13 protein-coding genes are annotated in these 12,558 nt (G+C 67.0%); 2 read left to right on the top strand and 11 right to left on the bottom strand.

The genetic code is table 11. The features are described from left to right. Window positions 1–286: 286 nt before the first annotated feature. Window positions 287–1,243, top strand: a complete 957-nt coding sequence (locus tag LQ955_RS10730) for an undecaprenyl-diphosphate phosphatase (protein WP_231024537.1) — start codon at window positions 287–289, stop codon at window positions 1,241–1,243. 85 nt (window positions 1,244–1,328) lie between these two features. Here LQ955_RS10730 and LQ955_RS10725 read toward each other — a convergent pair whose 3' ends face one another. The 10 genes from LQ955_RS10725 to LQ955_RS10680 all read right to left on the bottom strand — a co-directional run bounded on the left by LQ955_RS10725 (window position 1,329) and on the right by LQ955_RS10680 (window position 10,708). Next, the gene (locus tag LQ955_RS10725; RefSeq protein WP_231024536.1) at window positions 1,329–2,537 is read right to left on the bottom strand and encodes an adenosylhomocysteinase; all 1,209 of its coding nucleotides are present in this window, start codon (window positions 2,535–2,537) and stop codon (window positions 1,329–1,331) included. Window positions 2,538–2,577: 40 nt separating this feature from the next. After that, the gene (locus tag LQ955_RS10720; protein ID WP_231024535.1) at window positions 2,578–3,468 is read right to left on the bottom strand and encodes an ABC transporter permease; all 891 of its coding nucleotides are present in this window, start codon (window positions 3,466–3,468) and stop codon (window positions 2,578–2,580) included. 10 nt (window positions 3,469–3,478) lie between these two features. Further along, a complete protein-coding gene (locus tag LQ955_RS10715; RefSeq protein WP_231024534.1) occupies window positions 3,479–4,126 on the bottom strand; it encodes a VTT domain-containing protein in 648 nt (215 codons plus the stop codon). Further along, window positions 4,123–5,547, bottom strand: coding sequence for an ABC transporter permease (locus LQ955_RS10710; protein WP_231024533.1), 1,425 nt, complete (start codon window positions 5,545–5,547; stop codon window positions 4,123–4,125). Before LQ955_RS10710 ends, LQ955_RS10715 begins: the two co-directional genes overlap by 4 nt. After that, complete coding sequence (locus LQ955_RS10705; RefSeq protein WP_231024532.1) at window positions 5,544–6,317, bottom strand: ABC transporter ATP-binding protein; 774 nt, start codon at window positions 6,315–6,317, stop codon at window positions 5,544–5,546. The genes LQ955_RS10710 and LQ955_RS10705 overlap by 4 nt, the downstream gene beginning before the upstream one ends. Before the next feature lie 185 nt (window positions 6,318–6,502). Next, entirely contained in the window at window positions 6,503–7,195 is a 693-nt protein-coding gene (locus LQ955_RS10700; RefSeq protein ID WP_231024531.1) for a response regulator, read from the bottom strand. Then, complete coding sequence (locus LQ955_RS10695) at window positions 7,192–8,406, bottom strand: histidine kinase (RefSeq protein WP_231024530.1); 1,215 nt, start codon at window positions 8,404–8,406, stop codon at window positions 7,192–7,194. Before LQ955_RS10695 ends, LQ955_RS10700 begins: the two co-directional genes overlap by 4 nt. A 119-nt stretch (window positions 8,407–8,525) precedes the next feature. Further along, window positions 8,526–9,188, bottom strand: coding sequence for a class I SAM-dependent methyltransferase (locus tag LQ955_RS10690; protein WP_231024529.1), 663 nt, complete (start codon window positions 9,186–9,188; stop codon window positions 8,526–8,528). Window positions 9,189–9,260: 72 nt separating this feature from the next. Further along, window positions 9,261–10,256, bottom strand: a complete 996-nt coding sequence (locus LQ955_RS10685) for an alpha/beta fold hydrolase (RefSeq protein ID WP_231024528.1) — start codon at window positions 10,254–10,256, stop codon at window positions 9,261–9,263. An 86-nt stretch (window positions 10,257–10,342) separates the two neighbouring features. Then, on the bottom strand, window positions 10,343–10,708 hold the full coding sequence (locus LQ955_RS10680) for a VOC family protein (protein WP_231024527.1): 366 nt from the start codon (window positions 10,706–10,708) through the stop codon (window positions 10,343–10,345). Between the two features lie 62 nt (window positions 10,709–10,770). Between LQ955_RS10680 and LQ955_RS10675 the strand changes: the two genes are divergently transcribed. After that, the gene (locus tag LQ955_RS10675) at window positions 10,771–11,217 is read left to right on the top strand and encodes a MarR family winged helix-turn-helix transcriptional regulator (RefSeq protein WP_231024526.1); all 447 of its coding nucleotides are present in this window, start codon (window positions 10,771–10,773) and stop codon (window positions 11,215–11,217) included. Between the two features lie 137 nt (window positions 11,218–11,354). Here LQ955_RS10675 and LQ955_RS10670 read toward each other — a convergent pair whose 3' ends face one another. Further along, window positions 11,355–12,548, bottom strand: a complete 1,194-nt coding sequence (locus LQ955_RS10670; RefSeq protein WP_231024525.1) for an acetyl-CoA C-acetyltransferase — start codon at window positions 12,546–12,548, stop codon at window positions 11,355–11,357. Window positions 12,549–12,558 lie beyond the last annotated feature (10 nt).

Raw genomic sequence — 12,558 nt, 5'->3', positions numbered from 1 at the left:
ACGTCAGCGGTGGTCGCGAACGCGAATCATCTGGCCGACGAGAACGGCGACCGGAATCGAGACCACGGTCCACAGGGCGGTCACGCTGACGGCCGCTTCGACGATGTCGTGCGTCACGAGGCGTCCGCAGCAGGGAGAGATGCGAGGTTCATGCTTCAACGCTAGGCCGCCGCGGCGCGCGGGGCGTCGCCCAGAAGGGTGAGAATGTTCGTCATCACTTGTGTGTACAGAACGTTCCGTCGTTCGGGCGACGCGGGGTTCGCCCGGGCATCCGTAGCGTGGCATCATGAGCCAACTCAGCTATCTCGAAGCGATTGTCATGGGTGTCGTGCAGGGAATCTCGGAGCTGTTCCCCATTTCGAGTCTGGGGCATTCGATCTTGATTCCCGCGATCGTGGGTGGTTCGTGGGCCACCGACATGAACGTGTCAGCGCCCGACTCGCCCTACCTCGCCTTCATTGTCGGATTGCACGTCGCTACGGCGTTCGCGCTCATCGTTTTCTTTCGCAAAGACTGGGCGCGCATCATCGTCGGGCTGGGCACGTCGATTCGATATCGACGCATCGGCACGGGCCCTGAGCGGCTCGCCTGGCTGCTCATCATCGCCACGATTCCGGTGGCGATCGCCGGCCTGCTGCTCGACCATGTGTTCAGAACGGTGCTCGGCGTGCCGATGATCGCGGCGATCTTTCTGACTCTCAACGGGTTCGTTCTGCTACTCGGTGAGCGGTTTCGTCGCCGGTCACAAGAGCTCGAGAGCCGAAGCGACGCAGACAACGCCGACAACGCAGACTACGTAAACAACGCAAACGACGCTGACGACGTAGACAACGACACCGACGCCGAAGTGGATGTCGCGGTCAGCCGCCTCAGCGCTCTGCGAGCTGTCGGCGTGGGAGCCTCGCAGATTCTTGCGCTGCTGCCCGGCATCAGCCGGTCAGGGGTCTCGATGGTGGGCGGAATGGCCGCGGGGCTCACCCACCGCGAGGCGGCACGGTTCTCGTTTCTGCTGGCGACCCCGGTCATCCTCGCCGCCGGAGTACTGAAGCTGCCCGATCTGTTCGGGCCCATGGGCCAGGGCATCCAGGGTCAGGTTCTCGCCGGAGCGATCGCCTCGTTCGTCAGTGCGCTGCTCGCTGTGGGCTTTCTCGACCGCTACTTTCGCACCCGCACGCTGACGCCCTTCGCCATCTACAGTCTCGCCGTCGGCCTCGGGTGCATCGTCTTCTTCGCGGTGCGCTGACAGGATGCCGCGCCGATCGGATGCCGCGCCGACCGGATGCTGCTCTGACCGGATGCTGCGCTGACTGGATGCCGCGCCCGCGCTCTTACCGCGAGGCGCCGAGAACGCTCAGTACCCGCCCGGCGATGTACCGGTTGAGATCGTCGGGAATCGGCTGAGCGCCAGGCTCGAGCTCACCGGCACGCAACGCCACTCGCTCAAGCGAAAGGGCCTGCAGCATGAAGCCGAGATCCATCGACTCGATGGAGTTGCCTTTCGGCTGGGTTCCGGCGAGGTTGAACATGCGCCCGTCGGCGATGAGAACGAGGTGGCGGCCGTTGGGCAGGTCGATCTGCTCGAGCGCGGTGGCGACGGGAGTCACCTTCGTGGCGAGCTGCTTGAGCGCGGGCACGTCGATCTCCCACGGAAAATGACCCACGTTGCCGATGACGGCACCGTCGGCGAGCGTCTCGAACACGTGCGGCTGCAGAACGTTCGGGTGCCCGGTCGCTGTGATCACGACTTCGGCCCAGGGTGCGAGGTCTTCGATGGTGCCCACGCGGTAACCGTCGTAGAGCGCTTCGAAGGCCTTCAGTTCGTCGGAGTCGACGACCGCCACCTTGCCGCCGAGGGAGCGCAGGTACTGCGTCACGCCTCGGCCGCACCAGCCGTACCCGACGACGACGAACCGTCGCCCGGGAATCTGCAGGTTCGTGATGCGCATGAAGCTCTCGACGGTGCTCTGCCCCACGGCATGCCTGTTCTCGGCGATGGCTTTGAGCGGGCTGTCGTTGATCACGAGTACGGGAAAAGGGATGCGGCCGCGGCCCTCGTCGCGAAGCCGCAGCCCGCCCGAGGTGGTCTCTTCTGTGCCGCCGACGATCGCACCGGTGAGCCCGCGGTCGGCTGCGAGAAGGGCCAGGTCGGCGCCGTTGTCGAGCAGAATGTCGGGCCGGGCGTCGAGGGTTCTGTTCAGGTTGCCGATGTGCTCGTCGAGGGTGTCGGAGCGTTTGCCGTAGATGGTGATGCCCTTGGTCGCGAGAGCAGCGACGATGTCGTCTTGGGTCGAGCCGTGATTGCCCGTGCCTACGACGGTTGCGCCCCCTGCGGCGAGGGTTTCGAAGAGAACCGCCGTCTTCGGCTCGGTGTGCAGGCCGACTCCGATGGTCTTGCCCTCGAACGGCCGTGTCTGCTCGAAGCGCTCGCGCACTTCGCGCAGCAGGTGCATACGCGACCGGATCCAGCCGAGGCGGGCCTCGCCCTCGTCGGCCAGTCGCGCCTGTTCGTTCGTCTGTTCGCTCGTCGTTTCGCTCATGGGTGTCTCCGTGATTGCCGTGCCTGTCGTGCCCGCCAGCCTAGCCCCGAGACGCGAGAGGCCGGCGGCCGCGGCGCGTGAAGACTTCGGCGTCGGGTTTGAGGGCGACGGCGCCGATCAATCGCAACAGGATGATCGCGGTGAGCGCCCCGGCAGCGAGGATGCCCGCGAGCACCACGATCTGAAACCGCCCCGCCTCCAGGGGCGAGGCGCCGCCGAAGATCGCACCGACGAAGGCGCCGGGCAGCACGACGATGCCGGTGGTCTTGGTCTGGTCGATCGACGGCACGAGCGCCGAGTAGATCGCTGTGCGGGCGATCTCACGGGTCGATTCGATGGGCCGGGCGCCCAGCGCGAGCCAGCCTTCGACCTCCTCCCAGTGGTCGCGAACAGAGGCGTGAAAGCTCCGGCCGGTGAGCGTCGCGATGCTCATGGTATTGCCGATGACGATTCCGCCGATGGCCAGTGCGTTACGGGGCGAGAATTCGATGGCGCCGGTCGTGAAGACGATGACGAGTACCACGGCGTTGCCGGTGAGCATGGCGGTGCCGACCGCCATCGTCTGTGCCCAGGAAGCGCGGATCCGACGGGATGCGGTGTAGACCGCGGCCACGAACATCACCACGAGGCCGAGCGCGACCCACCACGGATTGCTGATGATGCCGCTCAGAATCAGGCTGAGCGCCGCGAGTTGCAGTGATCCACGCAGAATCGCCCAGAACGGCGAGGTGGATCGTGGCACGCTCGAAAGGCGCAGTACGGTGACCGTGATCGCCGCGAGCAGCACAACCGCGACGATGGTGGGAACGAGGCCACCCAGCGCACCCAGCCAGTCGAGCCCACCGAGCAGCCCACCGAGCCCACCCAGCCAGTCGAGCCCACCCAGCGCACCGAGCCACCCGGGGCCGCCCGGCACGTTCATCCACCCCATCGACTCGAGCCTAGGCCTTCTCCTGTTCTGCCTTCTCCTGTTCTGCCTCGTGCGCCGCCTGGCGACTCTTGCGCTGGTTGCGGACGAACGAGACGACCACCGGGCCGATCGAGACGACGGCGATGATCACGGCGATGATCTCGACGTTGTTCGCAACGAGGGGGATGCCGCCGAGAAAGTACCCGGCGAGGGTCAAGATGAGCGCCCAGGCAAGGCCGCCGATCGTGTTCCAGGCGAGAAAGGTGCGAAACGGCAGTTTCGACATGCCGACGACGGGCGGTACGTAGGTGCGCACGATCGGTACGAACCGGGCGAGCACGAGAGACCGTCCGCCGTATTTCGTGAAGAAGGCGTCGGCTTCGTTCAGATAACGCGTCTTGAAGATGCGAGCATCCGGTTTGAATAGCCGCGGGCCGAAGCGCTTGCCGATATGGTATCCGGTCTGGTCGCCGAGAATCGCGGCGACCGCGGTACCCAGCACGAGCACCCAGAGCGGCAAGCCGAGCGGCACCGAGAGCAGTGCCGCGGTGAAGACGAGCGTGTCGCCGGGCAGAAAAGGAAACAGCAGGCCGGTCTCGATGAAGACGATCACCATGACGACGACCATCACCCACGGCCCCGCGCCCTCGAGCAACGCGGTCGGATTGAGAATGTTCACTCGATCGCCAGAGCCCGCACGGGCGAGATGCGCACGGCTGATCGGGCCGGAATGGCCGACGACACGATCGCGAGCACGATGGCACCGACCGCGATGGAGATGATGATCCAGGCGGGAATCGTGGGGGCGAAGAATCCGCCGATGTGGTGGTCGGAGGCGATGGCGGCGAGCACGCCGGCCCAGCCGTAGACGATTCCGAGAATGAGCCCGGTCACACCCCCGACGAGAGTGAGCTGGATGCTCTCGGCCAAGATCATCGTACGAACCTGCCCCTTCGTGAAGCCGAGTGCGCGTAACAGCCCGATCTCGCGGCGGCGCTGCAGCACGCTCAGCGAGAGGCTGTTGACGAGCCCGATCGCGGCGATGACGAGCGAGAACCCGATCAGCACGGCGAGGATGCCCATCGTCAGTTGTAGGAAGGCCTGATCTCCCGCGGCATCGGCCGCGTCGGCGCCCGCCGCCACCGGGCCGGTCTCGGCCAGAAACGATTGCCCGGCCACCGTGAACATGGTCACCAGGGTGACGCCGATGATGAGCCCGATGGTCGAGCGAGCCGAGCGGGCGGGGTAGCGCAGGGCGTTAGCGCTCGCGAGCACGCTCGGTGTGGAGGCGCCGGTGGCTCGACCGGCGGCCTTCAGCAGACCCGGGATGAAGTAGGTGGCGCCGAGCACGAACCCCACGAAGCTGAGAGCCCCGCCCGGAGCCGCGACGAGCAGCCCGAGGGGCGACTTCAGCCCGATAGCGACTCCGGCGACGAGCAGCACGATTCCGCCGGCGAAGGCGATGATGACGAGGGTGCGCAGCCGCTTGGGCATCTCGGCGACGGTCGCGACCTTCGGCTCGTGCGTGTGCCCGGTGGCCTCGATGGGCGAGACGCTCAGAATCTTGCGCGAGCCGAACCAGGCGGCTCCGGTCGTGCTGACGACACCCACCACGATCGGCGCGATCAGCAGCGGGGTGATCGTCGAGATGGGTGTGTTCACAAAGGTGCCCGACGAGACGAGGCCGCCGTACGCGATCTGCGTCACGACCAGGCCGAGCACGAGACCGATGATCGACCCGACGAGGCCGACCACCGCGCCCTCGATGGCGATCGCGCCGCGAAGCGTCTTGGCCGAGGCGCCGAGGAGGCGCAGCAGAGCGATGTGTTTTGAGCGACCCGCCATGATGATGCCGAACGTGTTGGCCGTCACAATGCACGCGACGAACACGGCGACGAAGAAGAACAGAATGTCGAGCACGTCGAGCAGCGCGCGCACGTAACCGTGCTGAATGAACTTGCCGCCGATCGACTGCACCCGAAGAACCGTGTCCATCTCGATGAGCATGGTCGCGAACACCGACGACAGCAGGGCGACGAGGATGCTCGAGACGTGCTGTTTGCCGCCGTGCCACAGCTCGCGAAAGGCCAGTGCAATCATGCGGCGACCTCGAGGCTCAGAATGATGTCAGAGAGAGCCTTCGCGTCGCTGGTGCCGACCACGTCGCGGGCGATGGCTCCGTCGGCGATGAAGATCACTCGGTCGGCGTGCGATGCGGCGACGGGGTCGTGAGTCACCAGTACTACCGTCTGCGCGTATTCGCGGGTCAGATCGCGCAGCAGCGTCAGCACCTCGCGACTCGACCGGGAGTCGAGGTTGCCGGTGGGCTCGTCGGCGAAAATCAGTTGGGGCCGCATCGCCAGAGCACGAGCGATCGCGACCCGCTGCTGCTGGCCACCAGAGAGTTCATGCGGGCGGCGGGTTTCGAGCATCCCGAGCCCGAGCCGACCGAGCAGCTCGCGCACCCAGGCGAGTTCTGCGGTGGAAGGTTTGCGGCCGTCGAGCTCGAAGGGCAGGGTCACGTTGCCCAGTACCGAGAGGGTGGGCACGAGGTTGAAGGCCTGAAAGACGAAGCCGAGCTGTCGTCGACGCAGAAGGGTGAGCGCGTTGTCGTCGAGGTGCGTGATGTCGGTGTCGCCGATGATGACGGTGCCGTGCGTGGCGTTGTCGAGACCCGCGAATACGTGCATGAGGGTCGACTTGCCCGAGCCGCTCGGGCCCATGATCGCGGTGAGACTGCCTGCGCCGATCTGCAGGTCGACGTTGTCGAGGGCTGTGGTGGCGCTGTGCCCTGTTCCGTAGATCTTGCTCACCCCGCGGGCCTCGGCGGCGGCTCTGGGTGTGACGGTGTCGCTCACGGTGTCGCTCATGGTCGTCTCCTTCGCGGCGCGGGTCTCACGCTCATGACCACGTTACGAAGAGCTCTTCCGCACCGAATCGGGCGAACGGACGACTTTCGTGTACACACATGTGATGACCTGGCGGGAGCCGAGCGACCGCGCGCGCTCGGCGCCCGCGCGTTCGCCCGGCGAGCACGGTCGAAGCCAGAAATCGCTCAGGAACTGAGCCCGTTCTGGTACGCGAAGATGACCAGTTGCACACGGTCTCGCAGCTCGAGTTTGCTCAGGATGCGGCTGACGTGGGTCTTCACCGTTGCATCGCTGAGGTGCAATTGGGCGGCGATCTCGGCGTTGCTCAGCCCGGCAGCGACCGCAGCGAAGAGGTCACGTTCGCGCGCGGTCAAGGCGTGCAGCACGTCGTCAGCCGGGTTCGCGGGGCGGTGCCCGGCGAACCGCCGCACCAGGTTGGCCGTCGCGCTGGGCGCGAGTACCGCACTGCCCGAGTGCACCGTTCGGATGGCGGCGAGCAGAAATTCCGGGTCGGTCGTCTTGAGCAGAAATCCGCTCGCGCCCGCGTTCACCGCCTGAAACGTCTTGTCGTCGAGGTCGAACGTGGTCAGCACGATGAACCGAGGCGGATGCCCGTCGGCAGCCATGACGCGGGTGATCGCCTCGACGCCGCCCATGCGCGGCATCTCGAGATCCATCAGCACCACGTCGACGGGTTCGGCGGCGCAGCGTGCCACGGCTTCTGCCCCGTCGGAGGCCTGCCACACCACGGTGAGGTCGGGTTGGGAGTTGACGACCATTGCGATTCCGGCCCGGAACAGCGGCTGATCATCTGTGAGCCCGATGCGGATGCCCGTGCCCGCCGGTTCGCTCGTGCCGGTCTGGTTCTCGAGGGTCATCGTGCGCTCTCTGGTGCGTTGAAGGGCAGCCGACCCTCGACGAGAAACCCGGGTGCGCCCGCGGGTAGTGGCCCGGCGTACACCGTGCCGCCGAGCAGTCTCATTCGCTCATGCATGCCGATGAGGCCTTGGCCTGGGGTCTTCTTGGCCGGCTCCGGCACGACGATCGGCGTGCTGTGCGGGCCGGTCTCGGTCGTCAGCACCCGAAAGACCACCGCCTCGCGCTGCCAGTCGAGCGCGACCTCGACGTTTGTGCCGCGGCCGCCGTGCTTGATAGCGTTGGTCAACGATTCCTGCAGCACCCGGTAGAGGGTGAGTTCGTGCGCCGCAGACATCGGCACCCGCGTCGAAGACTCGATGAGTGAGACGGAGAGCCCCGCCTCGCGAACGCTCGCCAGCAGCAGGTCGAGGTCTGCCGCGCCGGGGGCTTCTCGGCCGCCGCCCGAGGGTTCGCGCAGCACCAGCAGCAGCTCGTGCACATCATCGAGGGCCGATCGCGCGGTGCGGTTGATCGTCTCGAGAGCCGCGGTCTCGGCGTTCGGATCGCTGAGTTTCGCGTACCGAGCGCCGTCGCTCTGAGCGATCACCACCGCCAGCGCGTGGCCCACGAGGTCGTGCATTTCGCGGCTCAGCAGGGCGCGCTCGCGTTCTTGGGTGAGTGTCGCCTCGGCGACGATGCGCTCCCGTTCCCGTTCGGAACGGGTTGCCGCGGTCGCTCGTCTGATGCGCACCACCACGCCGAGCGTGTAGAACAAGGCGAGCGCCGCCGCGATCACCCCGCTGATGACAACGAAATAGACCCCGCGATAGAGCGGGTCGGTGGGAATCAGCTCGCCATCGCCGTAGGTGGGTGCGTAGAGAACGAGCCTCGCGCCGGCCACACCGCCGCCGATGATGCTCGACCAGACGCCCGCCCAGCGCACGGGCCTGCTCTGGCTGAATCCTGTCGCGAACACCACGCCGAGAATGAGCAGATCGCCGACGAGCAGGCCGTCGACGGTGGCGATCTGCACGAGGGCGCCGATCCAGGCGATCGCAAGGCCCAGCCCGGGCATCCGGCGCCAGAAGACGATGGCGACAGCGAAGATCACCGTGATGAGCGCCGCCGAGGCGCCGTCGCGCACAAAGTCGGCGGTACCGAAGAGCACCAGCGCGAGGGCGCCGAGCAGCGCATCGGTACCTCCCGGATGCTCATCGAACCACGTCAGCACAGGCGCCACTCTAGCCGTCGCCGTCTTCGTGGGCGCTGGGTTGCGGCACGGTGGCCACAAGATCAGCCGCAGGGATGACGCCGGGAGTACTCCTTTGTGATGAGCCGGGCCGTCGGCGGTCAGGCCCTGGCGATTCCCGCGATGTGGGTGTTGAACGGCAGAAACGGGCTGTGCACCCGGTAGCGCTCGATGTCCACGGTTTCGAATCCGGCGGCGCGGATGCTCTGCTCGAGATCACGTTCGCACGAGCATCCCTCGAAGACCCACGCCCACGGACGCCGAAGTGCACGTTGCGCTGCCCGAGTGAACGTGCCGTGACCGGCTTCGACATGCTCGACGAAGCGGAATGTCGCGCCGGGGCGAAGAATGCGCCGGATCTCGGCGAGCACTTCGGCGGGCTCGTCGACCGAGCAGAGAACGAGCGAAGAGATCACGGCGTCGACGCTGTGATCGGGCAGGCCGCTGCGCTCGGCCATGCTCTCGTGCAGTTCGAGCCGAACACCGTGACGGTGCGCCGCCGAGCGCAGCGGGGAGTGCATGTGGCGGTTCGGCTCGAGGGCGACGAGCGTGCCGCCGGGCGGCAGGTACGGCAGGTTGGCGCCGACGCCCGGCCCGATCTCGACGACGCGTGCGGGCAGGTCGGCGAAGACGCGCTGCTTGCGGGGGCGGAGGGTGCGTTGCAGGTACGGGCCCATCACGCGGAAGAAGGCGGCGTTGAACGGTCCTCGGCCGCGGTGCAGCTCGAAGGCGGTCGGAGCGGACGTGGGCGTGGCGTCGATCATTGTTTTCCTCAGTGAGTCTCAGTGGTGATGTCTCCACTCTGCGCCGCTTCCAGATGCCCGTCAGGCGGGAAACTACCTCAACTTCTCGCCCGCGTACCAGGCGGCGATCTGCGCTCGTGACCCCACCCCGAGCCGTTGCCGGATGCGCTCGACGTGACCCTCGGCAGAGCGTTCGGTGATACCGAGTCGACTCGCGATGGTTTTGTTCGTGCATCCGTCGCTCACCAATGCGGCCACCTCGCGCTGCCGGGGGGTCAAGTCTGTGGCGCCGCGCCGCGGCACGCGCAGGCCGAGAAAGCGTCGCATCGCCGTGACGAGTGCGTGGCTGTCGCCGATGTAGGGCAGGTGCGAGCGGCCCGGCAGCACGACGAGCTCAGCACCGGGTATTCCGGCGGCAAGGAGCCTCGCCTGCGCAACGGGCGCGGCTCGGTCACGCTCTCGGCGCACGACCAGAGTCGGAGCCCGTACCTGCGCGAGCTGCTCGCCGATGTCGAGCGAATAGCTCAGCGCGAGCAGCGCCCGAGCGGTTTCGGCGGTCGAACTGGCGCGCTGGTAACGCCCGAACTCGAGCCTGGTCGCGGCGTCGGCGTCGGGCGCGAAGAGGTCGGTGAGCACGTCGGAGCCGAGTCCCCAGTGTGACTGGATGAGCCCGAGAATGTTCTGCTGCGCACCGGGCTCTGCAACGTCGGCGCCGCGCACCCAGCCGCCGTAGAGCACCAGTCGCCGAACGCGCTGCGGATGCTCGGCCGCCCACGCGGCGGCTACCACCGCACCCATCGACGTGCCGACCAGGTCGAAGGGATCTTCACCGAGCGTGCCGACCACGGCGCTGAGTTGCTCGAGTTCGAGGGCGAGCGACGGCGGCTGTGTGAGCGGAGCAGACAGCCCGCACCCGGCCCGGTCGTAGCGAACCAGCCGCACATCGCGCGCGAGGCTCTCGTAGAACGCCCGCTCCTGACGCAACTGCCAGCTCAGCTCGAGGTGACTGAGCCAGCCTGTGACATAGACGATCGGGCGGCCCGACCCCCACGAAGAGAACGCCACCTTCGTGCCGGCGTGAGTTGTCACGTGGTCGATGCTCTGCTGCACCTCATCTATTGTTCACCCCTCTGGCCGCGCAGGCGAGTGCCACGGTTCGAGGGCGCCGACGGCGCCTAAGCGCGGTCGTGCAGGGTGACCTGATAGCCGTCGGGGTCGGCGAACGTGAATGTTCGGCCGAACGGTCCGTCGATCGGTGCCGCGGTGATGGTCGTGCCTTTCGCCACGAGGGCGTCGTGAATCTCTTGCACGTCGGTCGCGTGCAGCCAGAGCGCAATGCCGAGGCCGGGCTGGATGATCGTGTCGAGGTCGACGCCGTCAACCACGTTGCGCAGGGCGAACGCGACGGGCGTGGTGTCGAAGACCACCGCGTGCGGAGGGCCGGCGGCGCGATGGAGGCCGAGGTAGGTCTCGTAGAACGCAGCAGAAGCGTCGATGTTGCGCACCTGCAGTGAGATGAAGTCGGGTCCGGTGACGGGCATGGGTGGGGTCTCCTTCGTATGTCAATTAGCTGACATGCCTTAATGTATGTCAGAATACTGACATGAGTCAAGTCGAACTCGATACCTCCCTCGGTTATCTCCTCAAGCAGGCTTCCAGCGCGCTGCACGCGTCGATGGATGCGGTGTTGCGCCCGCTCGGCATGACCATCACCGAGTACTCGTGCCTCGAGTTGCTGTCACAGCGGCCGGGCATGTCGAACTCCGCCTTGGCGCGAGGCGCCTTCGTCTCGCGGCAGTCGATGAATGTTCTGCTGCAGTCGATGGAGCGCAGCGGATTCATCTCGAGGGCGCAGCAGCCGCAAGCGGGCCGCATCCTTCCGACCGAACTCACCCCGGCGGGCGAGCAGCGGTTGAAGGCGGCCAGCTCGGCGGTGCGTGCGGTCGAGAAGCAGATGACCTCGGCACTGGATGCTCGGCAGCAGTCCGATCTCGGCGCGCTGCTGAAGGGGTGCATAACGGCGCTCCGCCAGCCACCGCCTGCGGGGTAGCGCGTTACGGCATCGTGCCGGACTTCAACGCACCATCAGTACAGCTGGCCGCCTCGTCGTTGTGGAACGCAGGAATGAGGCCCACGGCAAGATCGCACCCGACGACGAGGCCCAGTTCGGGCCCCGCCCCGTTGCCCTTATGCGACGTGCAGAATGAGTGCCTCGCCCTGCCCGCCGCCGCCGCACAGGGCCGCGACACCGGTGCCGCCGCCACGGCGCTTCAGCGCGTAGGCCAGCTGCAGTGCCAGGCGGGCACCGGATGCCCCGACCGGGTGTCCGAGCGCGATGGCTCCGCCATCGACGTTCGCCGAAGCCGGGTCGATGCCCAGATCGACCGCTGACTGCAACACGACAGAAGCGAAGGCCTCGTTGATCTCGATCACGTCGAGGTCGGCGACCTCAGCGCCTTCACGAGCGAGAGCGGCCTTGATGGCGTTCGCGGGCTGCGAATGCAGCGACCCGTCGGGGCCGGCGACCTGGCCGGCGGCACCGATCTCGGCGATCCACTCGTAGCCGTTCTCGAGGGCCCAGCCCTTGCTCGCGATGACCAGAGCGGCGGCGCCGTCGGTCAACTGCGATGCACTGCCGGCCGTGATCGTTCCCTGCGGCCGGAAGGCAGGCTTGAGTTTGCCGAGCGTGTCGACCGTCGTGTCGGGGCGAATGCCGTCGTCTTCGCTCACCACGACCGGCTCGCCACGACGCTGCGGAACGCTGATCGGCGCGATCTGGTCGGTGAAGAGGCCGGCAGTGCGGGAGCTTGCCGCACGCTGGTGCGACGCGGCAGAGAACGCGTCTTGCTCGGCGCGACGGATGCCCCGCAGCTCGTTGCCGTCATCCGTCGCCTCACCCATGATCTTCTTCTCGAACGGATCGACCAGCCCGTCGTAGTTGAGCGAATCCTCGAGCACCTGGTTGCCGTACGGGTGCGCACTGCGCGACTTCAGCAGCAGGTGCGGCGCGTTCGTCATCGACTCCTGACCGCCGGCGACCACCACGCGTGCCTCACCGGTGCGGATCAGCCGCGCGGCGTCGATGACGGCGGTGAGACCTGAGAGGCAGAGCTTGTTGATGGTGACCGTGGGCACGTCGTAGCTGATTCCGGCGCCGATGCTGGCCTGCCGGGCCGGGCCCTGGCCCGCACCGGCCTGGATGACCTGCCCCATGATGACCGCTTCGACCGCGTCGGCGGGCACGCCGCCGGAGGCGAGAGCGGCTTTGATGGCGTGGGCGCCGAGCTGGGGGCCCGTCAGCGACGCCAACTGGCCGTTGATCTTGGTGAAGGGCGTGCGTGCACCCGAGATGATGACGGGAGTGAGGTCTTCGGTGGTCATGATTCCTTCT

It is taken from the genome of Subtercola endophyticus (assembly GCF_021044565.1).
GTDB lineage: Bacteria > Actinomycetota > Actinomycetes > Actinomycetales > Microbacteriaceae > Subtercola > Subtercola endophyticus.
Note: the sequence above shows the minus strand (reverse complement) of the source record. Positions and strands in the feature narration are given on the sequence as shown.

Coding starts and splice junctions, on each gene's coding strand:
- LQ955_RS10675 (WP_231024526.1), top strand. CDS start 10,771: ATGAGTCAAGTCGAACTCGATACCTCCCTCGGTTATCTCCTCAAGCAG.
- LQ955_RS10690 (WP_231024529.1), bottom strand. CDS start 9,188: ATGATCGACGCCACGCCCACGTCCGCTCCGACCGCCTTCGAGCTGCAC.
- LQ955_RS10670 (WP_231024525.1), bottom strand. CDS start 12,548: ATGACCACCGAAGACCTCACTCCCGTCATCATCTCGGGTGCACGCACG.
- LQ955_RS10720 (WP_231024535.1), bottom strand. CDS start 3,468: ATGGGGTGGATGAACGTGCCGGGCGGCCCCGGGTGGCTCGGTGCGCTG.
- LQ955_RS10700 (WP_231024531.1), bottom strand. CDS start 7,195: ATGACCCTCGAGAACCAGACCGGCACGAGCGAACCGGCGGGCACGGGC.
- LQ955_RS10680 (WP_231024527.1), bottom strand. CDS start 10,708: ATGCCCGTCACCGGACCCGACTTCATCTCACTGCAGGTGCGCAACATC.
- LQ955_RS10710 (WP_231024533.1), bottom strand. CDS start 5,547: ATGATTGCACTGGCCTTTCGCGAGCTGTGGCACGGCGGCAAACAGCAC.
- LQ955_RS10705 (WP_231024532.1), bottom strand. CDS start 6,317: ATGAGCGACACCGTGAGCGACACCGTCACACCCAGAGCCGCCGCCGAG.
- LQ955_RS10730 (WP_231024537.1), top strand. CDS start 287: ATGAGCCAACTCAGCTATCTCGAAGCGATTGTCATGGGTGTCGTGCAG.
- LQ955_RS10725 (WP_231024536.1), bottom strand. CDS start 2,537: ATGAGCGAAACGACGAGCGAACAGACGAACGAACAGGCGCGACTGGCC.